The sequence below is a fragment of the Novosphingobium sp. BL-S-21 genome, assembly GCF_055521655.1.
On sequence record NZ_CM145496.1, the window covers coordinates 1,052,584 to 1,079,309 of the forward strand.

Below are 26,726 nucleotides of genomic sequence, written 5' to 3' on the forward strand. Positions count from 1 at the left end.
CATGTCGGTATCGAAAGCCTCAGGCCGGCACTGCGGCCTTGAACGCCGGCATCACCTTCTCCGCCATCAGGCGCAGCGTCTGGTCGCCATAGGCGAGGCGCTGCTCGGTCAGCGGGCCGGTGGTCGTGCCGCAGAGCACGTTGCCGATGCCGAGTTCGGCATAAGGCGCCAGATGCGCCTGAACCGTCTCGGGCGAACCGTAGAGGCACCAGGTGCCGATCCAGTCGTCGCTGAGGGCGTCGGGCGTCCTGTCGGTCTTCTTGTTGGCATCGTCGCTCTCGGCGCGGGCGTTGAATTCGGCCTCGCGCTCGATCGCTTCCTGGTAGCTGCGCAGGATCACTTCCAGTTCCTCGCGCGCCTGGTCGTCGCTCTCGGCCACATGGACCACCTGATAGGTGTGAGTCGTCCAGTCGAGCGCGGACTTCACCACGGCATCGTCATGCCCGGCATCGAGCAGGAAGCCCTTGTAGATGTCGAACCACTTCTTGACGTGGACGAAGGGCTCGGTGCCGCCGATCCTGGGCGGGGTGAAGGCCGGGATGAACGCCGGCCAGCCGTTCTCCGCCGCACGGCGCGCGCTGGCTTCCTTCATCGCCACCGGCATCAGGCGTGCATGACCCGGCGTATAAGGCGCAGGCGTGATGCGCTGGAGCACGCGGCCCTTGTAAGGCCCGTTGTCGATCACGACGGCGGGGTCTTCCATGCCCTTGGCCCAGAGCTGTTCCGCCAGCGCCAGGTTGTTCTCCGCGATCGAACCGGCATCCCGGTAGTCCACCGCGAAGCCGATCATCTCTTCCGGCGTGGTGCCCGAACCGACGCCCACCAGCAGCTTGCCGTCGGTCAGCTGGTCCAGGATGTTGATCCGCTCGGCAAGGCGCACCGGGTGGTGCAGCGGCACGGAGACGACCGAAAAGCCGAAATGCATCTTCGGCATCTGCGCGGCGAGATAAGCGGCGAAGATGAAGCTGTCGCTGGCCACCGGCATGTAGCCGTTGAAGTGATGGTCCGGCAGGAAGATGGCATCGTAATCGAGATCGGCCGCCAGTTTCGCGTGCCCCTCAAGGTCCTTCATCAGCCTGCGATCCTGTTCGGGACCGAGCGATCGGGCGTTCAGAAATACGGAAAAACGCATCTTCCCCTCCCTTGGGGTCATTGCCGCCGCCGCGATGGCGTGCGTGCCGGTGTGAAATAAATATGAATTAGAATTGACGTTCTGATTTCGATAGGCTGTTTGTTGCTGCCATGTCAACACGCGCAAAGCCCCGCTCGGCTGAAAAAAAGCTCGCCGTCGATTCCGTCAGCCGCAAGCCCCAGCAGGGGCGCAGCAAGGCGTCGCTCGAACGCATGGTCGCGGCGGCCGAAAAACTCATGCTCGAACGCGGAAGCGAAGAGTTCACCCTCCAGGAAGTGAGCCAGGAAGGCAGCGTCTCGATCGGGTCCATCTACTTGCGGTTCGAAAGCAAGGAGAACCTCGTCCGCGCCGTGATCGGCAATCATCTCAAGCGCATGGAAGTGCGCGAGGACGAGATGATGGCCCGCGTGCATGAGCAGTCCGACTCGCTGGTCACCGTCGTTCCGGCCTTCGTCGAGAACTACGCCGAACTGCTGCGCGAGGAAGCGCCGCTCCTGCGCCAGAGCATGGCCCGCGCCGCTTTCGACCCACTGGTCGCCGGTCCCGGCCGCCAGAGCGCCAACCGTGCCGCCGCCCTGGGGATCGGTGCCATGCTGAACTACAGCGACCAGTTCGGCGGCAGCGATCACGAGCGCAAGGCCAATGCCGCCTACCAGATCATCTTCGCCACGCTCGCCCGCCAGCTGAGCCTCGGTTCCACCGGAGAATCGGTCCATCCGCAGGACTGGAAGGAACTGAAGATCGAGCTGGGCCGGATGTGCCTGGCCTATCTCAAGACCGACTTCTGAACAGAAGCGCGAGATTCGCGGCCGGCTGATCCCGGCCGCACAAAATAAGGGGCGCGGCAGCGATGCCACGCCCCTCCCCATTTTGCGTGGGGCAGTTTGCCGCGGGCCCGCGGAGGAGAAATGCAGGCCCGCGAAGACGGTATCCGGCGTCAGAAGTTGACGCTCGCCCGCACGCCGTAAGTACGCGGGGGCTGGAACTGGTAGTTGTTGGTGTGCGAGACGAAGTTCTGCTGCGCATAGGCCAGCACGTTCTTGTCGAAGATGTTGCGCACGAAGGCGATCACCTTCCAGCCGCCTACGTCCGGCTCGTAACCGAGCGAAGCATTGGCGACCACGAAATCGTCGGTCGAGATGTCGTCGACGTTGAAGGCCGAGAAGTAGTACTTCGACGAGAACTTCGCGTCGGCATGGGCAGTGACCTTGCCGGCACCCACGACGAAGTCCTGGTCGATCGAACCGGTGACGGTGAACGACGGGGCATTGGGCAGGCGATTGCCGCTGATGTCCTGCGGATTGCCATCGCCGTCGTCGACGATGATGCCGTCCCCGAACTTGGTGTGCAGGTAGGCCGCATTGATGCCGATCCGGGTGGTTTCGCCCAGGAGCGCCTTCACTTCGCCTTCGACGCCGAAGATCTTCGCCGAACCGACGTTGAAGATGCCGCTGCCCTGGAGCACGTCCGAGGTCTGCGAGGCCTGGTAGCCACGGTAGTTCGAATAAAACACGTCGCCATTGAGCTGCAGCTTGTTGCCCATCAGCGAGTTCTTGGTGCCGATCTCGAAGGCATCCAGCTGCTCGGGATCGTAAGGCACCGAAGCGGAACTGCCGTTCGAATTGAAGCCGCCGGACTTGTAGCCGCGGTCGTACTTCGCATAGATCAGCGTGTCAGGCATGGGACGATAGTTCAGGCCGACATGCCAGGTCGGCTGCCCGTCGCTCAGCCTGCCGTCGCCCGCCACCGGGAAGCTCAAGGCCGGCGCGAAGGGGCTGGACAGGGCCTGCAGGTCCAGGAACGCCTGCCCGCTGCGCACTTTCTTGTCCCAGGTGTAGCGGCCGCCAAGGCTGAGTTCGAGCTGGTCGGTCAGGTCGTAGTCGACCTGGGCGAACACGGCCTGCGAGCGCGTCTTGATCTTGTAGTCGAACTTGATGCCGTACTGGTCCGGCTGGCCGAGCGCCGCCAAGGGACCGCCATCCGCGAACAGGCCGGTCATGTCGAGGTTGAACAGGCCGGAATCGACCGTGTTGTTCTCGCTGAACCGGAAATAGCCGGCCTGGAAGAACAGCTTCGATGCGCTGTCGTTGCTCACCCGGAATTCGTGGTTCCAGGTCTTCGGGCGCTCGTTCTGGCGGAACTGGCGGTTGGCGGGATATTCCGGGCCGGTGGCGTCGAGAACGTTGTGCCAGTTCTGGCTGTCGTAGCCGCCGGCATAGATGAAGTTGAGATTGCTGTCGGTCGAGTAGGCCAGCTCCCAGCGGACGCGGTCCCCCTCCAGCGTGGTCTTCTGTGCAGCATCGCCCGGGAAGGCGCCCAGGTCCTTGAAGCTGGGCTTCGGCCCGCCCAGCGTGCCGCGCAGGATGGCATCGCCGTTCACGGTGCGGGAATCGTGCTGGTAGGACACCCATGCCGAAAGACCGCCCGACTTGTACATCGCCTGGATACGGCCCGAGGCGAAGTCCTCGTCGTCCCCGGAGGTGGTCGGTCCGTCGATCTTGCGATAGCCCTTGTGGGTCAGGTACGTGCCCGAGGCGCGGATCGCGAACGTATCGCTCACTGCCAGGTTCGCGCCCATCTCACCGGTGAACGCGCCGAAGTTGCCCACTTCGACCGCGCTATAGCCGCCGTTCACGAACTGCGGGCGATTGGTGATGATGCTCACCAGGCCGCCGGTCGAGTTACGGCCGTTGAGCGTGCCCTGCGGGCCCTTCAGCACTTCGATGCGCGCCAGATCGTACATCGACGAGTTCAGCGAGAAAGAACGGTTGGTGTAGAAACCGTCACGCGACACGGGAACGGACGGGTCGCCGATTTCCGTCACGTCGGTCGAGGCAATGCCGCGCACCGCGACATAAGCTGCGCCTGCGGACGGAGAGATGTTCACGCTGGCGTCGATCGACGCAAGGTCGCGCACCGAAGCGATGCCGGCATCGCGCAGTGCATCACCCGAATAGACGTTGAGCGCGGTCGGCGTGTCCTGCGCGCTCGAAGCCGTGCGGTTGGCAGTGACGATGATGTCGCCAAGGCCGGTGGGCTGTTCCTGCGCCGCGGTTTCGCCGGCAGGCTGCGGCGCGGATTCCGTCTGGGCCATGGCGGTCATCGGAACGGCCAGCGCGGACGTGGAAAGAAGCACGAATGCCAGTCTCATCAAACTCTCCCTAGTCGGCGCCGCTTTGCGATCGGGCGCCTTTATAAAACCGGAATGCTTATTCTAATTAGATCACGAATCGGCACCCGTCAAGGCAGCAGAGCGCCTTCGTGAAGCACACGCGAAAGGCGGCGCGTTTCCTGGGCTCAAAAGCCGGAAACGCGCCGCCTTCGGTGCGATGCGATGGTTTTTCGGGGGGTGGTTCGGACGGCGGAATAGCCCCCGAAACTGGCCGTCAGCCGCCTTTGCGGATGTCCCTAGCGGATGGCCAGCGCCGGTATGGTCTGCACCGGACGATAGCCCAGCAGCTGCCCGGCGGTCTCGACCAGAGGCTCGCGCCCGATGGCGATGGCGAGGCCCTGCGTCACTTGCCGCAGCTGTCCGCAATCCAGCCAGGGATGTCCGGCGCCGTACTGGTTCGCCATCCCGAGGTTCATCCGCTCCAGCGCGCGCTGGCCGTTCTTCGCGCCATAGGCATGGAGATAGGCGCTGCGCATGTGCCGCGCCGCCGTGTCGAGATCGCCGCGATGCTGCCGGCTGAACGTGCGGTAATCGGTATCGAAGCCCTCTCCCCGGCTCTCGCACCGCATGGCCGTGACTTTCAGCATCGCGTCCAGACGCTGCACGCGTTCCGATCCGTCATCGCCGATCGCCGCCGGTTTCGGAGCGGCTGCTGCCGGGAGCGCTGCCAGCGCGGCCACCGCGCCTGCGATCGCCAGGAAGGATCGGCTTTTGCTTACGCGCGTTTCAGGCTTGTTGCTCATCTTCGTGCTCCTCCTCCAATGGCGGGTTTTCGTCCCGTCCCAGGGCAAGAGTTTACACGAGTTGGTTAACATCGCCTAAAGCCGGTGACGAGGCGTGCAATCTCCGGCCGCGACATTGCCGGAGCGCGCCGGCACTCTATATCTGCACCGTCGCAATCGACTTGCATCAGAAGGATTTACACGATGACCATCGCCGTTGGAGACAAGCTGCCTGACGTGAAGCTGATCAAGGCCGGCGAAAGCGGCCCCGAACCCGTGCAGAGCGCGGCGTTCTTCGCCGGCCGCAAGGTCGCGCTGTTCTCGGTTCCCGGCGCCTTCACCCCGACCTGCTCGGCCAAGCACCTGCCTGGCTTCGTGGACAAGGCCGCCGAACTGAAGGCCAAGGGCGTCGACGAGATCGCCTGCACCGCCGTCAACGACGCCTTCGTGATGGGCGCCTGGGGCAAGGCCTCGGGCTCTGCCGATGTCACCATGCTGTCCGACGGCAATGGCGACTTCGTGAAGGCCATGGACCTGGTGATGGACGGCACCGGCTTCGGCATGGGCCACCGCGGCCAGCGCTTCTCGATGGTCGTGAACGACGGCGTGGTGGAGCAGATCAACGTCGAGGCGCCCGGTGCCTTCGAAGTCAGCTCCGCCGACCACATGCTCGGCCAGCTCTGAACTGCATGTGAAAAGGCGCTGAAAGGCGCCCCGGGCGAACTGGCCGAAATGGCCTTTCGCCTGGACCAGGGGCGGCCTTCCTGGGGGACGGCCGCCCTTTCCTTTGCCCTTGCGGCATCGACGGGGCGTTGGCTTTCCGTCCAGGCCGATGGCGCCTTGCCGCGACCCGGACGGATGGCTAGCCTCGCGCCAAAGTGAGGAGTTTTCATGGCACGTTCGGTTATCGTCACCGGTGGTTTCGGCATTCTCGGCGCGGCAGTGGCCGCCGCATTCGCCCGCACCGGCGACAAGGTGGCGCGTATCGACTTCGCGCCCGAGGCCCGTGACCCGCTGGTCGGCGCGCTCGACATCGGCGGCGTGGACCTGACCGACGCCGCCGCCACCCAGTCCGCGCTCGACCGGGTTGCCGCTGCGCATGGCGGGATCGACGTGCTGGTCAATGTCGCGGGCGGCTTCACCTGGGAAACGCTGGAAGGCGGATCGCTGGCGAGCTGGGCGCGCATGCAGGCCATGAACCTCACGACGGCGGCCACGATCACCCAGCTTGCCCTGCCCCAACTCAAGGCATCGGCGGCGGGCCGGGTCATCAGCATCGGCGCCGGAGCGGCGGTAAAGGCCGGCATGGGCATGGGCGCCTACGCCGCTTCCAAGTCGGGCGTCCACCGCCTGACCGAGGCGCTCGCCGAAGAACTCGCCGGCACCCGCGTCACCGTCAACGCCATCCTGCCCAGCATCATCGACACGCCGACCAACCGGGCGGACATGCCGGATGCGGACTTCGCCACCTGGGTTCAGCCCGAAGCGATAGCGGACGTGATCGCCTTCCTCGCCTCCGACGCCGGCCGCGCCGTTACCGGAGCGCTGATCCCGGTCACGCGCGGAGGCTAAGGCCCAGGCGGGGATGACGGGCCTCAGCCCGGCCCGCGCCTGTCCCGGAAGATCAGTCCCGCTCGCCGAACAGGCGGCAGGCCACGGCATCGAGCCGCGCCACCAGTGCCGGGTCGCGCGCATCGGGCGCGGTTATCAAGGCATGATCGAGCGCCCGGTCGATGGGGCTGGGTGCGCGTTCGGGCGGTAGGCCGGCCGCCAGGCTCCGCAGCATGTCGCGCGCGACTTTTGCATTGGCATGCATAACTTCCAGGACATGGCTGACTTCGACGCCGGCCTCTTCCTCGCGCCAGGAATCGTAGTCAGTGACCATGCCCAGCATGGCGTAAGGAAGCTCCGCCTCCCGCGCGAGCTTCGCTTCGGGCATGCCGGTCATGCCGATCACGTCGGCGCCCCAGTTCCGATACATCCGGCTTTCCGCGCGGGTCGAGAACTGCGGCCCCTCCATCGCGAGGTAGCAGCCGGCGCGATGGACCCTGGCTCCCGCCGCTTCGGCCGCAGCCCCTGCCATTGCGGAAAGGCGCGGGCAGACGGGATCGGCCAGGCTGACATGCGCGACCAGCCCCGTGCCGAAGAAGCTGCCCGTACGCCCCGTGGTCCGGTCGATGAACTGGTCGACCATGACCATGTGCCCCGGCGCCATCTCCTCACGCAGCGAGCCGATCGCGGAGAGCGCCAGCACGTCGGTAGCGCCGCAGCGCTTGAGCACGTCGATATTGGCCCGGTAATTCACGGCGGATGGCGGAATGGCGTGACCCGCGCCGTGGCGTGCGATGAACGTGAAGCGCACACCACCAAGCCAGCCGGTGGTCACCGGGCCGGAAGGCGCGCCGAAGGGGCTGGAGACCGTGATCTCCTGCGCCTCGTCCAGTTCGATGCCGGCGGCGAGACCCGATCCGCCCAGAATGCCGATGTGCCAGAAGCTGCTTTTTTCAGCGCGCAAGGATACCTGCCATGATGATGTCGATCGTGTGTTCGCGGTAGCGGTCGCGCAGTTCCTCGGTCAACGTGTCCTGGTCGAAGCAATGCTTCAGCACCAGCCGCGCCGAGAAGAATCGGTCCACCGCCCCGGTCACCGTGAAGTAGAAAAGTTGCGGATCGATTTCACGGAACACCCCTGCCCGCACACCGTCGCCAATGAGCTGTTCATAGGCGCGGTAGATCGGCGAGAGGTAGCAGTCGGCAATGCGGCGCGCCTCGGTATCGTCGCTTTCGCGCACCATGCGCATGGTCAGGCGGTTCAGGTAGGGAACCTCGTAGAAGGTATCGACGACCTTCCAGAGATGGCGCCGCAACTTGGCCTCGGGCGACCAGCCGTCCTTGGCCACCAGCGCGTCGACGCTGGTGACGATCGATTGCCAGTCGCGGTCGAGCAGCGCCTTGAGCAGCCCGGCCTTGTTGCCGAAGTAGTACTTCACCAGCGCCGAATTGAGGCCCGAGCGTAGCGACAGTTCGGACAGCGAGATGTCGATCACGTCGCCGTCACGCATGATGGCGCTCGCCGTCTCGAGCAACTGGGCGCGGGCGCCGGGCGGCGGCGCGCCGGTCTCGCTTGTGGAATTGCCTTGCGCCATGTCCCGGTTTCCGCCCCTGTTCCCCGAAACGCTTACTTCGGGCCCATGCGGATCGCGCCGTCGAGCCGGACGGATTCGCCGTTCATATAGTCATGCTCCAGCATGAAGAGAGCGAGCTTCGCATATTCGTCCGGCTTGCCCAGGCGCTTGGGGAACGGAACCATGGCGGCCAGCGAATCCTGTACCTGCTGCGGCATGCCGGTCATCATCGGCGTCTCGAAAATGCCGGGGAGGATCGTGTTCACGCGGATTCCCTCACTCATGAGGTCGCGCGCGATCGGCAGGGTCATCGCCAGCACACCGCCTTTCGACGCCGCATAGGCCGCCTGCCCGATCTGCCCGTCCTGCGCCGCGATCGAGGCCGTGTTGACGATGGCGCCCCGCGCCCCGGCGTCATCGACGGGATCGAGCGTGACCATGCCCGCCGCCGCCTTGCTGATGCAGCGGAAAGTGCCGATGAGATTGATGCCGATGGCCTTCTCGAACAGGGCCATGTCGTGCGCGCGCGGCGCGCCGGTCTCGCGGTTCCGGCCGACGGTCCTGGAAGCAGGCGCGATGCCGGCGCAATTGACCAGCACCCGTTCCTGTCCATGAGCGGCGCGGGCCTTGGCGAAGCCGGCATCGACGCTGGCATCGTCAGTCACGTCGACCTGGCAGAACACGCCGCCGATCTCTGCCGCAATGGCTTCTCCGGCATCGGCGTTAAGGTCGAACACGGCGACCTTCACACCCTGCTCCGCCAGCGCGCGCGCCGTGGCTGCGCCCAGGCCCGATGCCGCGCCGGTAACGACGGCGGCAAGGCTGCTGTCCAGTTTCATGCTGCTTCCCCTTCCTGCCCGCACAGGCCAGCCCCACCGAACGGCGAGGGCATGCCTGCCCGATGACCTGGACCTGATGATTCAGGCCCGACGATTTAATCAACCGGTTAAGCAGCTGAAACCGGCAGGTCAATCGGGCAGAGTGAAATCGCGCCCCGGCGTCATGGCCTGGCGCCGTCGCCTGGCGTCGTCGGCCGGCGGGGGCCCCGGCGCGGGGGCCCGCTCCGTGAGCAGGATGGCGCGCTGAATCAGCCCACCGGGTCCATGCCGCGCTGGATCTGCGAACGCTCGATGTTCGAACGATCGCCGCGGCGCTGTTCTTCCCACTGGCTCTTGCTCATGCAGATCTTCTTTGCGCGCAGACGCGAGCCGATTTCCTCCACCCGCTGGCAGATCATCGGGTCCTTCTTCTCGATGTCGTTCTTGGCGACGGACGTGGCCGGAACCGCGGCCGGCGCAACCGGTGCAGTCTGCGCCATCGTTTGGCCCGTTACCTGGGGCGCCGGGTCGCTTGCCAGCGCGGGGTTGGCTGCCAGGACGCAGGCAGCGACGGCAACTCGTGTGATCATGTGCATCGTGTAACTCCGTGGCGCCGACCTTTGGGTTCGCGCGCCGAAAAGACTGGATGAAACGAAGGTAAATCGGGACGTATCGCACTTCAAGTGCGCGCTACGTCGAAGGCGAGCGTCATGCGCTCGCCCGCGGCGAAAGGCCGGGTCCCATGCCACATCCACGACGGGAACAGCACGAGCCGCGCCGGCTTCGGCTCCGCCGAAACGCGCGGGGCAAGATCGCCCAGTCCTGCGGGCGCACCACTCAGATCGAGCCATCCCTCGCCGGGAGGAAGGCCTTGCGGAACAGCGAGATAGAGCGCCGAGCTGATCCAGCCTTGCGGGTGATGATGCGGCGCATGAAAGCCCGCGCCGGCCAGCCGTACCGACCAGCTACCGGCAAACCGCGGACGCCGGCCTCGCTTCCGCGCAAGCGTGGGGTGGGCGGCATCGACCGGCGGAAGGCTGTCTTCGAATTTTGCGATTTCGCCGCGCAGGACTTCGCGGATGCGCGTGATTTCCGGTTCGCATCGCGCCAGCAAGACCCCGTCCGTCTGAGTCCCCCCGCGAACGGACTGATCGAGGAACCGACCGGATCGCGCATGGAGACCGCGCAGCATCGGCACGAGCGCGTCCAGCCCGATCTCGGCAGGATCGAGGTCGATCACGCGGACAAGCCCCTCCGCCTCCAACCAAGCAGACCGCGGATCGCCTGCCAGTCGCCAGGCCAGGGCCGCGTAAGGCCAGATCGCTTCCGCGCCCTCCCCGGCGAGAAGAGGCTCCATTTCCGAGACGGCCTGCGCGGCCTCCCCCCGTCGCAGCAGATGGCGCAGGCGCCAGACCGCATGGCCCTGATCGGTCGCGGCACCCAGAGCGGCGAATGCGGCGGCCGCTTCCTCGCCCCGTCCCAGTTCGTCTAGCGCAGCCGCCCGCGCCAGGAGGAACGTGCGAACCGGCCCGTGAACAGCGATCGCGCGGTCCGCTGCGGCCAGGACTTCGGCATGGCGCTCGCCGGAAAGCAGCAGTTCGATAGCGAGCGCCCGCAAGCCATCGCTCTGGGGGAAGCGCTGCAAGGCCGCCTCGATGCTCGCCAGCAGCCGGCCATCCTGCCCCACCATGACGGACAACTGGGCGAACTGGCGATGTCCTTCCATCCAGCCGGGGTTGGCCGCGAGCATCGCCTCCAGCTCGGCCAGGCCGCGCGGCCCTTCCCCTTCGGCAAGCCGCGCCGAGGCGAGCCCCAGCCGGATCTCGCCTTTCGCGGGGGCCAACAGGGTCGCCTGCTCGAACAGCCGCGCCGAGGGGCGCCCCGCCTCCAGCGAGACATGCGCCAGCGCATGGACCACACCGCCATTGTCCGGCGCCAGCCGCTGCGCCGCCTCCAGCGCGGCAATGGCACCGTCACGGCGGTCGAGCGCGCGGCGCAGCATCGCGGTCCAATGGAGGACGGTGACATCGGCGGGATGGCGGCGCGGATTGCGGGCCAGCCAGGCCGCCAGCCGCGCTTCGGCCTGTTCCTCGTCGCCGCGGGCGAGCGCCTGTTCCGCCAGTTCGGCCAGCGCCTGCCTCTCGTCCCCGGGCACGGACACTAGCGCCCGTCCACGTCGCGGCCCGCCGCGGCAATCGTCGCCGCCACCGCCCCGCGCTCGGTTTCGGCAAGGCCGTAATGCCAGACGTCGAAAATCAGCACGATCCTGAGGACATCGGTGGGATTCATCGCCTCGTGCTCGATCGTATCGTCGAACGCGAAAGCCGCGCCTTCCCGCCATTCCCGCGTCTCGGCACCGACGCGGAACCAGCAACCCGGCGGGACGACGAGCGGCAGGTGGCAGACCAGCCGCGTATTGTCGACGCCGACATGAGGCGGGATCGCGGTGTGCGGCGCCAGCAGCGAAAACATCGCATTCGGGGAGGCGCCGGCAACTTGCGGCTGTGGCAGGCGCGAGAGGATCTCCATCGTGCGCGGCGCCTGCGCGGCGTTGTGCGTCACTTCCCTGCCGTGTCGCAGCAGATGGATCGCGCTCCAGTCCCGGCTGCGGTTCAGCGGCCGCCACTGCGCCAGGTTCTCGCGGTCCTCATATTGGATATAGGGTTCCAGCTCGGCGCGCTCGGACTGCATCAGCGCCAGCATCTCCGCACGGATCGCCTCGAAACCGGCCTCCACTTCGGCCAGCCAAGGTGTCGCATGGCGGGGATGGAACTCCCGCTCGACCAGGCCGGGATAATGGAAATGCGTGGGTTCGCTGTGATAGACCCGCGTCTTGCGCAGGATATTGTCGCGGAACCGCGCCATCCGCCAGTCCAGATCGGCATCGGCATCGGCCTCGATAGTCTCGGCCTCTTGGCCCGCCGTCCGCGCGACTTGCTCCAGGTGCTGGCCGCGCTCCTCCAGCCAGTTGGCATGAAACGCCCTCCCCGCCGCTACGGCAGCTTCGAGCGGCGACGGCATGGGGCCATCCGGCAACTGCGCCAGGGCTTCGCCCCAGGCCGCGCCCGCCTGGGCATCGCCGATCCGCTCCAGCAGCCCGGCCCGCATGACAAGCGCCATGAAGTCGAGCGGCGCCAGGTCCAGCGCGCGGTGGACAGCCTCCAGCGCCTTGTGCGGCTGCCGCAAGGCCCGGCGCAGACCCGCCAGCTTGAGCCATTGCGCCATGAGCGCCGGCACATCGAGCGGCGGCAGTTCGAAATCGGGCGAACCCGATTCCGATCCGGCACTCTCCAGCAAAATCTGCAGGGCCTGCGCCGCGGCCGGGAGGTTGCCCGCCGCCGTCAGCCGGTCCACTTGCGCGAAAGTCGTAGTCCCTGAGTTCATTGCCCCCCCGAGCGTGTTCAGACCGGATCGATGTCGAGGTCCGGCGGGCCGCCCCAGGCCGGCACCCGGTCGTCCTCAAGCGAATAACCGAAGCGCTCCACCCAGGGCCGCAGGATATCCAGCACCGGCTCAAGATGCTTCTCGTACCGCCGCCAGCGCCCGGCCGCGCGGGTATAGATCGCCTCGGTGACCTGGGCGTAGCTGGCCGTACGCACCACGCCGCGCGCACGCGCGGCTTCGCGGTGGTCGAACGCCTCGCCGGCCCACGGCAGGTCCAGCCAGTCGAACAGCGGTGCCAGCTCGCGCGCCTGGTCTGCAACCAGCCTTTCGTAAACGACCGTACGGACCGGCAGGTCGAACACCTCCCGCGCCTGCTCCCAATAGGAGAAGGTGAGATCGTAGAACCGCGCCGCCGTCTCCAGATCCAGGAAATTGCTCATGGCATTGTTGGGGCGGAAGTTGGTGATGAAGCAGCTGAGGATGACGTCGCAGGGGTGCCGCAGCGCCAGCACGAAGCGGGCATCGGGGAACAGGCGGCGGATCACCGGGACTTTGCCCAGGTGCAGCGGGTGCTTGTCGATGATCAGCGTGTCTGGCGCCAACGTATCCGGCCCCAGCGGCGCATGCTGGGATACGCGCTCGAAGTAACGGGCCCGTGCGGCAACGATGGCCTCGGCATCCAGCCCTGCCAAAGCGTTCACGCCGCCAAGCTGCGTCTCGATTTCTCCGAAGAAAGGTTCCTCTTCCAGCACCAGGGTGTTCGGCGCCGTCATCAGCATCGTATCGAGCAACGTCGTGCCTGAACGAGGAAAGCCCAGCAGAATGACCGGAGAGGCACGATCGGCAGGCGGGGTCTCGCTCCAGCCGCCCAGCCACTGCGGCGTCACGAGCGCCCGATCCCGCGCGAGATCGCCGCGGAATCGCTCGGCGCGAACGGCAGGCTGCGACGGCTCGTCGAGATGACTGGCGTTCATGGCGGCGAATTCGCCGAAAGCCTCGTCATAGCGCCCCATGCGGTCGAGCATGATGCCGCGAAGCTGATGGCGGCGATTGGCCACGACCACCTCGCCCGACTGCTCCAGCGCCTCGAATGCCTGCCCGAAGTCCTCGGCCCGCTTGAAACGCAGGGCATCGATATAGGCCAGCGATTGCGCATCGGTTCCGCTGGCAAGGGCGCGCTCACGCAAGGGTTCCAGCTCCGCCTCGCGGTTGCTGCGTTCGTAGACGGCAGCAAGCCCGACGAAGGACGGGCCCAGTGCCGGCTCGATGACAAGAGCGGCCTCGAACTGGCCTTCGGCGATGGCATAGTCGTTACGCCGGGCGGCTTCCTGACCGTAATCGGATTGCAACGCGGCATTGCCGGGCGCGCGCCGCGCGGCCTCGGCGATGGCTTCGTACTGGCGATCCTCGATACCGTTATCGTGGTAAAAACGCGCCAGAGTCAGCATCGGCACATGATCGTTCGGGAAATCGCGCGCCGCATCGCGCAGCACGGTCTCCCCTTCCTCCACACGTTCCGCGAGGAGCAAGGCCGTCCCCAGATTGACACGGATCGGCGGGGAATCGGGAGCCAGCGCCATCGCGCGCTGCAGCACCTCGATGGCTTCCGCCGCCTCTCCCTGCTCGCTAAGAGTGTTGCCGAGATTGTTCAGCAGCGACCAATCGTCCGGCTGCCTCGCCAGGACATGGCGATAAAGCCGTGCGGCCTTGGCAAAATCTCCGGCCTCCTGCGCCAGATGCGCACCGAGCCGGGCAAGGCGCAGGCTCGGTTCAGCGAAAGCGCAGGCCTCATCGCAGAGCGCCAGAGCCTCGTCCTTGCGATCGGTCCGCAAATAGGATTCGGCCAGATTGGTGCGCACGACCAGGTCCTGCGGTCGCAGGGAATGGGCGCGCTCCAGATATGTCGCAGCACGCGAAAAATCGCCGCGGTGGAACTCAACCGCACCGCCGAGAGCGGCCAGCGCGGGATCTTCGGGTTCGGCTGCCACGGCCGCGACGACGGCCTGCGCCGCTTCGTCGAGCCGCCCCATGCGAGCCAATCCGGCAATCCGGCGAAGCTCATCCGAGGGATTGGGCTTTTCCGATGGCTTGGCGGTCGTGGTCATGCAGGGGTCCGAATTGCTTGGCGGACGTGTCCGCCGGAAACAGAAGCGGCGGCCCTCCGGGGAAGACCGCCGCCAAAGACTAACCGTTCGTGGGAACGATTAGAAGTTCATGCTGATGCCCGTGAACACGTAGCGACCCAGAACGTCGTACGTACCCGGATAGGCGTTGCCGTTGCAGACGACGCTGGCGCAAGCGTTCGAGGTGACCAGCGGCGGATCCTTGTCCAGCAGGTTGGTCGCACCCAGACGCCAGGTCAGGTTCTTGCCGAGGTCGGCGGTCAGCGTCAGGTCGAAGTAGTCCATCGCCTTCAGCTTGTCGTCAAGCGAGTTCTGATTGCGAAGCGCACGCGAGGCCGACGTGATCAGCGACGACGACGGGTTGGAGAACTCAACCGTGGCCGACGACAGGTGGCGCCACTGCAGCGAAAGGCCGACGCCGTTCGACATGGTGTAGCTCACGCGGGCCTTGTGGCGCCACTTGGGCAGCGGAGTGCCGCAAGTCGGGCCGTAGTAGCCGGCGCAGTTGTACGACTCGGTCAGACCGTTATCGACGATGTAGTTGTTCAGCCAGGTGCCCACGAAGCTAAGCGACACGCGGCCGGCATTGCCGATCTCGGTCGAGTAGTTGCCGTTGAACTCGAAGCCGCGCGTCTTCACGCCGCCGACGTTGTGGTAGATGTCGACCACGTAGCCGCCCGAGGTCAGCCACAGCGAGCCCGAGGGGTCGCGGTTGACCAGGTCGCACGCTTCGGTAGTGCCCGAGCCGCAGGCCGCGAGGATCGCGTCCGCGCCGTACTGCTGGATGGCCTGCTTCACCTTGATGTCGAACCAGTCGACGCTGGCGGTCAGACCCGGAACCCAACGCGGCTGAAGAACGACGCCAAGGGTCTTGGTGGTCGACTTTTCCGGATTGAGGTCGGGGTTGCCACCGATCAGGCCGTTGTACTGGCCGGCCGGGTTAAGCGAGGTACCACCGCTGACGCCCTGTGCGGCGCAGACGGGCGTGAGCACGTCCTGACCGGCGCAAGGATCGGTCGTGCCGTCAAGCGCGACGATCTGCGGAGCGAACAGTTCCTGGATGTTCGGCACGCGGACGGCGCGGTTGTAGCCGGCGCGCAGACGGATGTCCGAGACCGGGGCAAGATCGACACCCAGCTTGTAGGTGTTGGTGTTGAAGGTACGGCCGTTCGAGATGCTGTAGTGCGAGTAGCGATAGCCGCCATTGAACGACAGGCTCTGGATGAAGCTGTCCTGGACGATCGGAATATCGATTTCGCCGAAGAACTCGGTGACCTTGTAGGCGCCGTCGGTGTCGAGCGTCGGAGCGCCCTGACCGGTGAGATCGCCGGTGGTGAAGGCGTTGTCGGTCCGCAGTTCCAGCGAGTCGCGGCGGTATTCCACACCAAGCGCCACGTTGACGCCGTCCGACGACCACGGCGACTTGATGCCGTATTCGCCGAGCATGCCGGTGAAGCTGGCGCTTGCCACCTGCTGCGAGGTCTGGCCCTTCATGAAGCCGGTCGCCGTCAGATAGTCGAGCGAAGCCTGCGAGATGTTGCCGCTGAACACGTCATAGGGCGAGCAGTTCGGGTCCTGGCCGGTAACCGTGACGCGGCAAGCCGGGCCATTCGCCGTCTGGACAACGTCGAGCGCGTTGGCAAGGCGGGCAGCCGAGAACTCGTTCGAGTAGACCTGCGTATAGTTGGTGCGGCCATACTGGTAGTAGGCGTCGTAGGACCAGGCCTTGCCCAGCTCGCCGCGCGAACCGATGACGGTACGGAACGAGGTGTGCTGGAGATCGCTCTGGCGAGCGCCGCCTTCGACGTTACGACGCAGAAGCTGCATGAACGCCTTGTTGTAGGTCGCACCGGTCGTGGGATCGGTGAAGTTGACCGGAGCGGCGCCGGGGTTGGTGTTGTAGTTCGCACCAGCTGCCAGCGGGAAGTTGCCGAGGAAGCCGTTGATCAGGTTGCTCGGCTGGCAGATTTCGGCGCGCTGGGCGGCCGACATCAGCGGGTTGTCGCAGTTGATGGTCAGCGTGTTGCCGAAATCGCCCGACGGCGCGATCTGCGCGACGGTGCGGTCATCCATGAACATGAATTCCATGTAGGGATGGATCGCGGTGTTGATTTCGTAGTCGGCGAAGACGCCGGCCGTGTAACGTTCGTCCGGACGCTGATAATAGTTCAGCGGCGCGAAGTTGTAGATGTTCTGGCCGCCCTGCGTGATCGTGCCGGCGCCAAGAGCACCGATCGTCGACGAGCTGGTGTTGGCCGGATCGTAGTACAGGACGTTGCCCGGTGCAGCCGTTGCCGAACCGCCGCAAGCGAAGGTTCCGGCAGCGTTCGTGCCGATCGAGCACGACGAGTAGTCGCGCTTGCGCTGAAGAACCGGGGTGGCACGGCGATAGCCGACATAGGCAGTGGCGTGGCCACGGCCGTCGTCGAAGCTGGTGCCGAAGGCCGCGGTCAGGTCGTACTGGCCACCGTCGGCATTGCTGCCGCGCGGGTAGGCATAAGCCGGATCGCCCGCCTTGGCATCGAGCAGGTCGCCGATGAAGCCGTTCTTGTTCTTGTGGGTGTAGAGACCGTAGTTGGCGTCGATCTTGAAGCCTTCGAACTCGGTATCCATCACGAAGTTGACGACGCCGGCAACGGCGTCCGCGCCGTACGTCGCCGAAGCACCGCCGGTCAGCACGTCGACGCGCTTCACCAGCGCAGCCGGGATGAAGTTAAGGTCAGCCGCCGAAGTGGTGCTGTTCGGGTCACCGGTCATCAGACGGCGACCGTTGATCAGCACGAGCGTACGCGACGGGCCGAGGCCGCGAAGGTCGACCGTGGCGGTGCCGGTGGCGCCGTTGGCGAGGCCCGAGCTCTGGCCGGCAACAACCTGCGGCAGCGAGTTCAGCAGGTCTTCCGTGCGGGTCGTGCCCTGCAGCTGGATGTCCTGCGACGTCACGGTGGTGATCGGCGCGATCGAAGCCTGGTTCGGTGCGACGATGCGGCTGCCGGTAACGACGATCGCCGGACCGCTGGCGGTGTCGTCGGCCGCGTCCTGCGCCTGGGCGCCGCTGCTGAGCAGGGCGAAGCCGAGCACCAGAGGTGCTGCGCCAGCCTTCAGCGCGGTGAGAGTTTGCTTGTTCACGTGTGTGTGTCCCTTTTTTCTAAGGCACGGTGTGACGCCGCCCCTTGAATTTTCCGACACGCGACCCCCCTGTAAGGATATTTCGCGCGGCGGAAGATAGGCTTTCATTACGCAAAGCAGGACTTGCTCAAAGGGCTTTGACGGTTCCCCGCAACATTCGCGGATCCTTGTGACAAATCCGCAACAAAGGCGAATTAGACGAGCGGGTTTTACAGCGAATCCCGTTCAGCTCAGTCCGCAAATTTCTGTTCCATGTCGTGACATTGCCGCAACATCATTTCACGGACGCGTCCATCGAGAGCGGTAATGCTGCGAAAGCACAGCAGAAGACCCCACATTCTGCGGCTCGATCAGTTCGCTTGCTGCCGCACGGTCTGGCTTGCTACCAAACCGGAGATATCCGGCAGCGAAGGGAACGGGCATTGAACAAGGCATATCTGTCAGCGGCGGCCATGGCGCTGCTGGCTTCCCAGGCGGCGCTGGCCGCCGACAAGAACCCCACCGATCAACCCGAACCCTACCGGCAACTCGTCGCCTGCCGTGAAATCGCCGACGCCGCCGCGCGCCTGGCCTGCTACGACAAACAAGTTGCCGCGCTCGACCAGGCTACCAGCCGGCACGAAATCGTCATCGCCGACAAGAAGGCTGTCGAAACCGCCAAGCGCGGCCTGTTCGGTTTTGCAACGCCGGTCGCGAAACTCATGGGCTTTGGAGGCAATGAAGATGCGGCCGAGGAGTTGAAGGCAGTCTCGACGACCGTCGCCGGCGTAAGAAGGACCGGTGCGGGCTGGCTGATCGATTTCGAGGACGGCAGCACCTGGGAGCAGAACGACACGCGCGAGTTCGTGCTTTCCCCCAAGATCGGCAACAAAGCAGAAATAGCACGCGGCGTGCTTGGAACGTTCACCGTCTCGGTGAATGGTCAAAGACCGATCAAAATGCGCCGCGTGAAGTGACGTTTGCTTCACGGCCATGACGATCGGCGCAAAAAAGCCGCGAGCAACTAAATTCGTCATCATGGGTCGCGCACGACATATTTCGTCTCGATATTGCCTAGACATTAGATTTTTGTGACAATCCGATCACAACTACTCTGAGTTATTGACGGAAATCTCCCTGAAAATGCGGAGTTTTGCTGTTGCAGGTTTGTCACAACCGTAGCTGCAATTCGGCCGAGGGCGGCGTTTACGATTGAAAGCGAACGCCCTCGGCGCGAGAAATCCCTCATGGCAATCTTCCGCGTCCACGCACGAAGATTGCTGCATCCGGGTGCACGGCGGGTCTGGTCACGCTTCCAGCTGTGCGCACGAAAGCAACAAGGGACACAACAACGTGCAAAACTCTCTGAAGAAGGCGGCGCTGCGTAGCGCAGCCAGCCTGCCCGTATTCGCTCTGGCCTTCGCCACGAGCGCATACGCGCAAGACCAGGCCGCAGCCGACGCCGACGACTCGGCCAGCGCCCCCGCCATCGTCGTCACCGGTTCGCGCATTTCGACGCCGAATCTGGAATCGGCCAACCCGGTCGCCATCCTGACCGGCGAGCAGGTGTTCAGCAGCGGCAACCTCTCGGTGGGCGACCAGCTGAACGAACTGCCGCAGCTGCGCAGCAACTTCAGCCAGGCGAACTCGACGCGCTTCCTCGGCACCCGCGGCCTCAACCTGCTTGACCTTCGCGGCCTGGGCACCTCGCGCACGCTCGTGCTCGTCAACGGCCGTCGTCACGTCGGCAGCGACGTTCTGGTCAACGCCGTTTCGGTGGACGTCAACACGATCCCGGCCGACCTGATCGAGCGCGTGGACGTGGTGACCGGCGGCGCCTCCGCCGTTTACGGTTCGGACGCTATCGCCGGCGTCGTGAACTTCATCCTCAAGGAAGATTACGACGGCCTCAGCGTTCGTGCCCAGAACGGCATCTCGAACTACAAGGACGGCGGCAAGCAGTTCGTGTCGTTCGTCGCCGGCAAGAACTTCTCCGAAGGCCGCGGTAACATCACCCTCGCCGGTGAATACTCGCACTCGGACGACTTCTACGCTTCCGGCCGCCCCGGCCTGCGCAACAACCACGGTTTCGTGGTTACCGACACCGATCCCGCCGGCACGCCGAACGGTTCGGACGGCGTGTTCGACCGTACGTTCTACAACGACATCCGTTCGGCCACGATCTCGCTGGGCGGCATGGTCGCGGCATACGGCAACCCGAGCGCCGGTCTTTGCGGAAGCGGCACCAATGGTTCGGCCTTCACCTGCAACTATCAGTTCCAGCCCGACGGCACGCTGGTCCCGCAGACCGGCGAACGCATCGGCATCGGCCCGAACGGCAGCTTCCAGGGTGGCAACGGCTCCAGCAACCGCGAAGGCCGGCTCATGGCACTTTCGCCTGACCTGAAGCGGTATACCGTCAACCTGACCGGCCACTACGAGATCACTCCGGCTCTCGTGCCGTTCTTCGAAGCGAAGTACAGCCGCACCGATGCCCGCGGCTCGCAGAGCGGCCCGTTCTTCTCGCAGGGCACCACGCTCGGCGGCGACACGCGCGAACGCGTCCGCCTCGACAACCCCTACCTGAACGCTGACGCCCGCCAGCTGCTGACCAACACCTTCGCGGCCTCTACCGTGAACGCGAACACGGGTGCTGCCTTCACCGACACGGTGGACGATGACGGCAACGTCACCACCAGCGCCGCCCAGAAGCTTGCAGCCCAGCAGGCCGCCATTGCCAACGGCACCTTCGGCTTCAACCTGCGTCGCAACTGGGCCGACTTCGGCAACCGTGACGAAGAAATCCGTCGCGAGACCTTCCGCATCGTCGGCGGTCTGCGCGGTGACTTCAACGACGACTGGAAGTACGAACTTTCCGTCAACTACGGCGAGCACAAGGAACGCAACCTGATCCGCGGCAACGTCAACGTCCAGCGCTACCTGCTGGCACTTGACTCCACCACGGACGCCAACGGCAACATCGTCTGCCGCTCGCAGGTCAACCCCGCTGCCGCTCGCTCGGTGTCCGGCATCGGCGATCCGCTGAACCTGCTGGCCGGCGACGTCGCGGCCTGCGTTCCGCTCAATCCGTTCGGCCAGGGTTCGGTCAGCCAGGCGGCGAAGGATTACATCCTCACCAACAGCCTCGCCACCGGCAAGATGCGCCAGTTCGACGTCATGGGCTATGTCTCGGGCGACACCAGCGAGTTCCTCAACCTTCCGGGCGGCCCTGTGGCCTTCTCGGTCGGCGGTGAATATCGCCGTGAAACGGTTCGCTACGATCTCGACGAAGTGACGCAGGCCGGATACGCGTTCTACAACGCCATCCCGTCGTTCTCGGCACCCGCCTTCGAAGTGAAGGAAGCCTACGGCGAAATCCTGCTGCCGATCCTCAACGACAAGCCTTTCTTCGAAACCCTGAGCCTGCGCGGCAATGCCCGCGTGTCGGACTACAAGGGTTCGGCCGGAACGGTCTGGGCCTATGGTGGTGAAGCCATCTGGAGCCCCGTCCAGGATCTGACCTTCCGAGGCACTTACGCTCGCTCGGTTCGCGCACCGAACTTGGTCGAACTTTACTCAGCTGCCGGTCAGAATTTCGCACCGGGCTTCACTGACCCTTGCTCCGAGCGTAACATCGCGGCGGGTTCAGCCAATCGCGAAGCGAACTGCCGCGCGGCCGGCGTACCGGTCGGATACGACTTCAACTACGCGCAATCGCTGGAAATCATTAGCGGCGGCAACCCCGACCTTCGTTCGGAGACTTCGGATTCGTTCACTGTCGGCGCTCTCATCCAGCCGCGCTGGGTTCCGGGCCTGTCGATTTCAGTCGACTTCTGGGACATGACCGTCGACAACGTGATCGCCTCCGTCGACGCGCAGGACATTGCAAACCTGTGCTACGATTCGACGAGCCTCGACAACTCGTTCTGCCCGCTGTTCCAGCGCGCCGGCGCTAATGGTGGTCCTAACGGCGAACAGGCGAATCAAATCCTCGAAGGTTCGCTGCTGCAAAGCTCGCTGAACTATGCAAAGCTCAAGTGGCGCGGCATCGACACGCAGGTCAACTATGACCACTCATTTGACTTTGGTCGTGTATCACTGACGGCTTACTGGACCCACTATCTGAAGATGGACCAGTTCACCGACCCAAGCGATCCGACTTTCAAGGATCGCCTGATCGACGAACTGAGCTATCCGTCGGACGCAGTGACCATGAACGCATCGTTCCAGACCGGCGCGCTCAAGCTGGGCTACCAGATGCGCTGGATCGGCGGCATGTACCTCAACACTTATGAGGACTACAATTCGCTGAACGGCCTGCCGCCGCAGAACGAAGACTATGCGCCGATCAAGAAGTATCCGGATGTGTTCTACCACGACATCCGCGCCGCTTACGACATCGACGACAACTATTCGTTCTACCTCGGCGTCGACAACGTGTTCAACAAGATGCCTCCGTACGGCCTGACCGGTATCGGCGAGGGCTCGGGCGTCTACCCGAACATGGGTCGCTACTTCTACACCGGCATCACTGCCAAGTTCTGATCTTTTCGTTCATAACCACTCTTCGGGGGCGGCGGGTTATCCTGCCGCCCCTTTTCTTTGGTCGTTCGAGCGTTCAAGAAAGGCGTCATGACTCAAGCCAGTGAACGTGCCCGCAATGCGCTGGACAGCGGGCGGCAGCAGGACGCCGTGGCGATCGCGCAGGAGGCCGGCGCTCGGGGGGACGCCGAGTGTCTCGCCATGCTCGCGCGGTGGCGGCTGATCGGTAGTCCCCTGCCTCGCGACCTCGGCGAAGCGCGCCGTCTGCTGCGTGCGGCCACGTCCGCCGGCAGCGAGGATGCCGCGCTGATGGAGGCCGCTCTCACCGCCAACGGTACCGGCGCCCCTCAGGACTGGGCAGGCGCCACGGCCATCCTGCGGGACACCGCGGAGCGCTACGGCGGCACCGCCGCGCAAGACCTGGACCTGCTCGGGCGGATGGAGATCGACGCGGACGGCTATCCCCTCGCTCTGCCCGAACCCGAACGGCTGGGCCGGGGCTATCAGGTCAGGCGCTGGCGGCAGTTCGTGACACCCGAGGAATGCGCGCATCTCGCCATGTCCGTGCGCGACCTGCTGGCACCCTCGATCGTCGCGGATCCCCGCACCGGCCGCGCCATACCGCATCCGATCCGCACGTCATCTGCTGCCGTGGTCGGTCCGACCCGCGAGTCCCTGCCGCTCCAGGCCATCATGCGGCGGCTGGCCGCGGCCACCGGCACGCGCGTGGAACAGGGCGAACCGCTCAACGTGCTGCACTATGCGCCCGGGCAGGAATACCGCGCTCACATGGATACTCTGCCGCACGTCACCAACCAGCGTAAGGTGACGGCGCTGCTCTATCTCAACACCGGCTATCTCGGGGGCGAAACCTGCTTTCCCGAGCAGAACCTCTCGGTTGCGGGCGGCGGCGGCGACATGGTCGCCTTCGACAATACACTCCCCGACGGTTCGCCGGACCCCCGCAGCCGTCATGCCGGCGCGCCGGTCCGCCAAGGCGCCAAGTGGGCCGCCACGCGCTGGATCCGGGCGCAGCCCTTCGACGTGTGGGACCAGGGCTGAGCGGCGACGCCATGACAAAAAAAGGCCCCGGCAATGCCGAGGCCTTTTTCCGTTCGGGACGGTCGCGATCACTCCACCACGATCGCCAGTGCGCCGTCGCCATCGTCGATCCGCAAATGCGAGCCGTCGGGGACTTCGCCGGCGAGCAGCTTCTCCGCCAGCGGGTCCTGCAAGTAGCGCTGCACCGCGCGCTTCAGCGGCCGCGCGCCGTAGACGGGATCATAGCCTACCCGACCGAGCCAGCGCTTGGCGGCCTCGGTGAGGTCCAGCGTGATCTTGCGGTCCTTGAGCAGCTTCTGCACGCGCGCGACCTGGATATCGACGATCGGGCCCATGTGTTCCTGGCCAAGGCGGTGGAACAGCACGATTTCGTCCAGGCGGTTGAGGAACTCGGGCCGGAAATGCCCGCGCACCACTTCCATCACTTGCGGCTCCACGCTGTCCACATCCTGATCCTCGTCGAGCTGGGTCAGGTACTGGCTGCCGAGGTTGCTGGTCAGGATGATAAGGGTGTTGGTGAAGTCCACCACCCTGCCCTGTCCGTCAGTCAGGCGGCCATCGTCGAGCACTTGCAGCAGCACGTTGAACACGTCCGGATGCGCCTTCTCGACTTCGTCGAACAGCACGACCTGATAGGGCCGGCGCCGCACGGCTTCGGTCAGCACGCCGCCTTCATCGTAACCGACATAGCCCGGAGGCGCGCCGATCAGGCGGGAAACCGCGTGCTTTTCCATGAACTCCGACATGTCGATGCGCACCATCGCGCTGTCGTCGTCGAACAGGAAGCCGGCCAGTGCCTTGGTCAGTTCGGTCTTGCCGACGCCCGTGGGGCCGAGGAACAGGAACGAGCCGAGCGGCCGGTTCGGATCCTGAAGCCCGGCGCGGGCACGCCGCACCGCCTTGGACACCGCGGAAACCGCGTCCTTCTGGCCGATCACGCGCGCGCCGATCATCTCCTCCATCTTGAGGAGCTTCTCGCGCTCGCCTTCCAGCATCTTGTCCACCGGCACGCCCGTCCAGCGGCTGACGACACCGGCGATGTCGTCCTCCGTGACCTCTTCACGCAAAAGAGCGTTGCCCGCCTGGGCCTGCGCTTCGGTCAGCTTGCGCTCCAGCGAGGGGATCGTGCCGTAGGACAGCTCGCCCGCCTTGGCGAGATCGCCAAGCCGCTGGGCCTGATCGAGTTCGCTGCGCGCGGCGTCGAGCTGCTCCTTGATCCTGCCCTCGGCGGCGATCTTGTCGCGTTCGTTCTGCCAGCGGGTGGTCAGTTCGCTCGACTGCTGCTCCAGATTGGCCAATTCCTCGCGCAGAGCGACGAGGCGGTCCCGGGAAGCCTCGTCGGTCTCCTTGGCGAGGGCCATTTCCTCGATTTTGAGCTGGATGATCCGGCGGTCGAGCTTCTCGATCTCCTCGGGCTTGCTTTCCACTTCCATGCGGATGCGGCTGGCGGCCTCGTCCATGAGGTCGATCGCCTTGTCCGGCAGGAAGCGGTTGGTGATGTAGCGGTTGGAAAGCGTCGCCGCGGCCACCAGCGCCGCATCGGTGATGCGCACGCCGTGGTGCAGCTCGTACTTTTCCTTGAGCCCGCGCAGGATCGAGATGGTGTCCTCGACCGTCGGCTCGCCCACGAAGACCGGCTGGAAGCGGCGCTGCAAGGCGGCGTCCTTCTCGACGTACTTCTGGTATTCGTCGAGCGTGGTCGCGCCGATGCAGTGCAGTTCGCCGCGTGCCAGCGCAGGCTTGAGCAGATTGCCCGCGTCCATCGAGCCTTCGGAAGCGCCCGCGCCGATCAGCGTGTGCATCTCGTCGATGAACAGGATGATCTGCCCGTCCGCGCCCTTCACTTCGTCGAGCACGGCCTTCAACCGCTCCTCGAACTCGCCCCGATACTTGGCGCCCGCGATCAGCGAGCCCATGTCGAGCGCCATGAGGCTGCGGTCCTTGAGACTGTCGGGCACGTCGCCATTGGCGATGCGCAGCGCCAGGCCCTCGGCGATGGCGGTCTTGCCGACGCCGGGATCGCCGATGAGGACGGGGTTGTTCTTGGTGCGACGGGCGAGGATCTGCACGGTGCGGCGGATTTCCTCGTCGCGGCCGATCACCGGATCGAGCTTGCCGTCCCGCGCGGCCTGGGTGAGGTCGCGCGCGTATTTCTTCATCGCGTCGTAAGCGTTCTCGGCCGAGGCGCTGTCGGCATTGCGGCCGCCGCGCAGCTCGGAAATCGCCGCCTCCAGTGCCTGGGGCGTGAGGTTGGCGGCCTTGAGCGCCTGCCCGGCCGAAGTGGTGGTGGCAAGCGCCAGCGCCAGCAACATGCGCTCCACGGTGACGAAGCTGTCGCCGGACTTGGCGGCGAGCTGCTCAGCCTGATCGAGCACGCGCACCGCGTCATTGTCCAGGCCAGGCGCGCCTTGCGCGCCGCTGCCCGAGACGGTGGGAATCTTGCCCAGCGCCTTGTCAACTTCCTGCACGGCGAAGGCCGGGTTGCCGCCCGCGCGCTGGATGAGACCGGACGCCATGCCCTCGCTATCCTCGAGAAGGGCCTTGAGGACATGGTCGGGGCTGATGCGCTGGTGGTTCATGCGGATCGCAACGGTCTGCGCCGCCTGAAGGAACCCCTTGGCCCGGTCAGTGAATTTTTCGAGATTCATGGTATGAATTGCCTCCTGATCTCGACCATATAGTGTTGCATATTTACAACACAAGGCATGCCGTGACATTTTTCGCGCCGCGGTCATTTCCGGCCGCAGATGGGAAGAAAGCGTGGATTCTCAAGAGCCGGAACCGGCTGGCTACAAGATGGGAACCACAGCGCCGAATGCCACCCCAAAATCACCTGAGATCGGGCAGGATTTTCCGCGGGTTTTCGGTCAGGCCGCTTCCAAACGTCGCCCGGGCGTTGAACGCGGCGATCGGGCCGCATTCGCTTGGCGCCGCACGCCGCCTTGCCTAGCCTTCGCCAACCAGACCGGAAAAACAACGGGAAGAGGCATCAGACGTGGCGAAATTCACTCCCCAGCAGGCAGCGGACGTGCTTGCGATCAAGCAGGTCGTCTACGAATGGGGCGACGAACTGGACATTCACAACGGCCTCGAAATGCGCAAGACCGACGTGCTGGCCGAAGACGTCTCCTACAACGTCGGCGGCGCCTGGCGTGAAGGGCTGGCAGAAGTGGAAGCCTTCTACAAGGGCCGGGCCGAGGCCATGCGCGCGGGCGCGGGCCTGATGACCATGCGCCACATCATCACCTCGCTGCGCGTCTCGTTCGACGGCGCCGACCAGGCGAAAGTCGGCTACCTCCTGGTCTTCTTCGCCGCGCTGGGCGACGGCCCCTTCGACAAGTATTGCGATCCGCTGGCCGTTGCCGACGTGACGATGGAATGCCGCCGCGATCCGGACGGCGAATGGCGGATCACCCGCTTCGATTCGGGGCAGATCTTCAAGCGGGGCTGAGGGATCAGGGATCCGTCGTCCCGGACTGGATCCAGGGCGACGGCGTTCCGCCGATCCCGGCGCCGCACCATTGCCGCTGGCCCTTGCCGA

General features: G+C 65.2%; 19 protein-coding genes. 7 read left to right on the plus strand and 12 right to left on the minus strand.

Annotated features, from left to right (window positions below; all coding sequences use genetic code 11):
* Positions 1-19: 19 nt before the first annotated feature.
* Positions 20-1,132 (minus strand): LLM class flavin-dependent oxidoreductase, encoded by a 1,113-nt coding sequence (locus ACZ1J6_RS13315; protein ID WP_132263389.1) that lies wholly within the window; start codon positions 1,130-1,132, stop codon positions 20-22.
* A gap of 110 nt (positions 1,133-1,242) precedes the next feature.
* Between ACZ1J6_RS13315 and ACZ1J6_RS13320 the strand changes: the two genes are divergently transcribed.
* On the plus strand, positions 1,243-1,920 hold the full coding sequence (locus ACZ1J6_RS13320) for a TetR/AcrR family transcriptional regulator (RefSeq protein ID WP_132263391.1): 678 nt from the start codon (positions 1,243-1,245) through the stop codon (positions 1,918-1,920).
* A 149-nt stretch (positions 1,921-2,069) separates the two neighbouring features.
* Here the strand turns inward: ACZ1J6_RS13320 and ACZ1J6_RS13325 are convergent, their stop codons facing one another.
* Both ACZ1J6_RS13325 and ACZ1J6_RS13330 read right to left on the minus strand, forming a co-directional pair.
* Positions 2,070-4,283 carry a TonB-dependent receptor gene (locus tag ACZ1J6_RS13325; protein ID WP_431566929.1) on the minus strand — a complete coding sequence of 738 codons (2,214 nt, stop codon included), beginning with the start codon at positions 4,281-4,283 and terminating at the stop codon, positions 2,070-2,072.
* A 257-nt stretch (positions 4,284-4,540) separates the two neighbouring features.
* Positions 4,541-5,047, minus strand: coding sequence for an S-adenosyl-L-homocysteine hydrolase (locus ACZ1J6_RS13330; protein WP_132263394.1), 507 nt, complete (start codon positions 5,045-5,047; stop codon positions 4,541-4,543).
* 183 nt (positions 5,048-5,230) lie between these two features.
* Here ACZ1J6_RS13330 and ACZ1J6_RS13335 point away from each other — a divergent pair, with 183 nt between their 5' ends.
* Positions 5,231-5,710 (plus strand): peroxiredoxin, encoded by a 480-nt coding sequence (locus ACZ1J6_RS13335; protein WP_132263396.1) that lies wholly within the window; start codon positions 5,231-5,233, stop codon positions 5,708-5,710.
* A gap of 207 nt (positions 5,711-5,917) precedes the next feature.
* Entirely contained in the window at positions 5,918-6,598 is a 681-nt protein-coding gene (locus tag ACZ1J6_RS13340) for an SDR family NAD(P)-dependent oxidoreductase (protein WP_134093145.1), read from the plus strand.
* 52 nt (positions 6,599-6,650) lie between these two features.
* Here ACZ1J6_RS13340 and mtnP read toward each other — a convergent pair whose 3' ends face one another.
* The 8 genes from mtnP to ACZ1J6_RS13380 all read right to left on the minus strand — a co-directional run bounded on the left by mtnP (position 6,651) and on the right by ACZ1J6_RS13380 (position 17,602).
* On the minus strand, positions 6,651-7,541 hold the full coding sequence (gene mtnP, locus ACZ1J6_RS13345) for an S-methyl-5'-thioadenosine phosphorylase (protein ID WP_431566930.1): 891 nt from the start codon (positions 7,539-7,541) through the stop codon (positions 6,651-6,653).
* Positions 7,531-8,172, minus strand: a complete 642-nt coding sequence (locus tag ACZ1J6_RS13350; RefSeq protein WP_132263401.1) for a TetR family transcriptional regulator — start codon at positions 8,170-8,172, stop codon at positions 7,531-7,533. Before ACZ1J6_RS13350 ends, mtnP begins: the two co-directional genes overlap by 11 nt.
* A 32-nt stretch (positions 8,173-8,204) precedes the next feature.
* The gene (locus tag ACZ1J6_RS13355) at positions 8,205-8,990 is read right to left on the minus strand and encodes an SDR family oxidoreductase (protein WP_431566931.1); all 786 of its coding nucleotides are present in this window, start codon (positions 8,988-8,990) and stop codon (positions 8,205-8,207) included.
* 248 nt (positions 8,991-9,238) lie between these two features.
* Entirely contained in the window at positions 9,239-9,565 is a 327-nt protein-coding gene (locus ACZ1J6_RS13360) for a hypothetical protein (protein WP_431566932.1), read from the minus strand.
* 83 nt (positions 9,566-9,648) lie between these two features.
* The gene (locus tag ACZ1J6_RS13365; RefSeq protein WP_465128119.1) at positions 9,649-11,124 is read right to left on the minus strand and encodes a 2OG-Fe(II) oxygenase family protein; all 1,476 of its coding nucleotides are present in this window, start codon (positions 11,122-11,124) and stop codon (positions 9,649-9,651) included.
* A gap of 5 nt (positions 11,125-11,129) precedes the next feature.
* Positions 11,130-12,353, minus strand: coding sequence for an aspartyl/asparaginyl beta-hydroxylase domain-containing protein (locus tag ACZ1J6_RS13370; protein ID WP_431566934.1), 1,224 nt, complete (start codon positions 12,351-12,353; stop codon positions 11,130-11,132).
* A gap of 17 nt (positions 12,354-12,370) precedes the next feature.
* Entirely contained in the window at positions 12,371-14,458 is a 2,088-nt protein-coding gene (locus ACZ1J6_RS13375; protein WP_431566935.1) for a tetratricopeptide repeat-containing sulfotransferase family protein, read from the minus strand.
* Between the two features lie 99 nt (positions 14,459-14,557).
* Positions 14,558-17,602 (minus strand): TonB-dependent receptor domain-containing protein, encoded by a 3,045-nt coding sequence (locus ACZ1J6_RS13380; protein WP_431566936.1) that lies wholly within the window; start codon positions 17,600-17,602, stop codon positions 14,558-14,560.
* A gap of 422 nt (positions 17,603-18,024) precedes the next feature.
* Between ACZ1J6_RS13380 and ACZ1J6_RS13385 the strand changes: the two genes are divergently transcribed.
* From ACZ1J6_RS13385 to ACZ1J6_RS13395, 3 genes are all read left to right on the plus strand, one after another.
* Positions 18,025-18,558, plus strand: coding sequence for a hypothetical protein (locus tag ACZ1J6_RS13385; protein WP_431566937.1), 534 nt, complete (start codon positions 18,025-18,027; stop codon positions 18,556-18,558).
* A gap of 376 nt (positions 18,559-18,934) precedes the next feature.
* Positions 18,935-22,126 (plus strand): TonB-dependent receptor domain-containing protein, encoded by a 3,192-nt coding sequence (locus ACZ1J6_RS13390; RefSeq protein ID WP_431566938.1) that lies wholly within the window; start codon positions 18,935-18,937, stop codon positions 22,124-22,126.
* A gap of 87 nt (positions 22,127-22,213) precedes the next feature.
* On the plus strand, positions 22,214-23,185 hold the full coding sequence (locus tag ACZ1J6_RS13395) for a 2OG-Fe(II) oxygenase (protein WP_431566939.1): 972 nt from the start codon (positions 22,214-22,216) through the stop codon (positions 23,183-23,185).
* A 68-nt stretch (positions 23,186-23,253) separates the two neighbouring features.
* On the opposite strand, the gene clpB is transcribed toward ACZ1J6_RS13395, so the two are convergent.
* Positions 23,254-25,833, minus strand: coding sequence for an ATP-dependent chaperone ClpB (clpB, locus tag ACZ1J6_RS13400; protein ID WP_431566940.1), 2,580 nt, complete (start codon positions 25,831-25,833; stop codon positions 23,254-23,256).
* Between the two features lie 347 nt (positions 25,834-26,180).
* Between clpB and ACZ1J6_RS13405 the strand changes: the two genes are divergently transcribed.
* A complete protein-coding gene (locus tag ACZ1J6_RS13405; RefSeq protein WP_134093155.1) occupies positions 26,181-26,636 on the plus strand; it encodes a nuclear transport factor 2 family protein in 456 nt (151 codons plus the stop codon).
* Positions 26,637-26,726 lie beyond the last annotated feature (90 nt).

What these genes read in the sequence shown, in the direction of transcription:
- ACZ1J6_RS13315 (WP_132263389.1), bottom strand. Translation starts at nt 1,132, where the DNA reads ATGCGTTTTTCCGTATTTCTGAACGCCCGATCGCTCGGTCCCGAACAG.
- ACZ1J6_RS13320 (WP_132263391.1), top strand. Translation starts at nt 1,243, where the DNA reads ATGTCAACACGCGCAAAGCCCCGCTCGGCTGAAAAAAAGCTCGCCGTC.
- ACZ1J6_RS13325 (WP_431566929.1), bottom strand. Translation starts at nt 4,283, where the DNA reads ATGAGACTGGCATTCGTGCTTCTTTCCACGTCCGCGCTGGCCGTTCCG.
- ACZ1J6_RS13330 (WP_132263394.1), bottom strand. Translation starts at nt 5,047, where the DNA reads ATGAGCAACAAGCCTGAAACGCGCGTAAGCAAAAGCCGATCCTTCCTG.
- ACZ1J6_RS13335 (WP_132263396.1), top strand. Translation starts at nt 5,231, where the DNA reads ATGACCATCGCCGTTGGAGACAAGCTGCCTGACGTGAAGCTGATCAAG.
- ACZ1J6_RS13340 (WP_134093145.1), top strand. Translation starts at nt 5,918, where the DNA reads ATGGCACGTTCGGTTATCGTCACCGGTGGTTTCGGCATTCTCGGCGCG.
- ACZ1J6_RS13350 (WP_132263401.1), bottom strand. Translation starts at nt 8,172, where the DNA reads ATGGCGCAAGGCAATTCCACAAGCGAGACCGGCGCGCCGCCGCCCGGC.
- ACZ1J6_RS13355 (WP_431566931.1), bottom strand. Translation starts at nt 8,990, where the DNA reads ATGAAACTGGACAGCAGCCTTGCCGCCGTCGTTACCGGCGCGGCATCG.
- ACZ1J6_RS13360 (WP_431566932.1), bottom strand. Translation starts at nt 9,565, where the DNA reads ATGCACATGATCACACGAGTTGCCGTCGCTGCCTGCGTCCTGGCAGCC.
- ACZ1J6_RS13370 (WP_431566934.1), bottom strand. Translation starts at nt 12,353, where the DNA reads ATGAACTCAGGGACTACGACTTTCGCGCAAGTGGACCGGCTGACGGCG.
- ACZ1J6_RS13375 (WP_431566935.1), bottom strand. Translation starts at nt 14,458, where the DNA reads ATGACCACGACCGCCAAGCCATCGGAAAAGCCCAATCCCTCGGATGAG.
- ACZ1J6_RS13395 (WP_431566939.1), top strand. Translation starts at nt 22,214, where the DNA reads ATGACTCAAGCCAGTGAACGTGCCCGCAATGCGCTGGACAGCGGGCGG.
- clpB (WP_431566940.1), bottom strand. Translation starts at nt 25,833, where the DNA reads ATGAATCTCGAAAAATTCACTGACCGGGCCAAGGGGTTCCTTCAGGCG.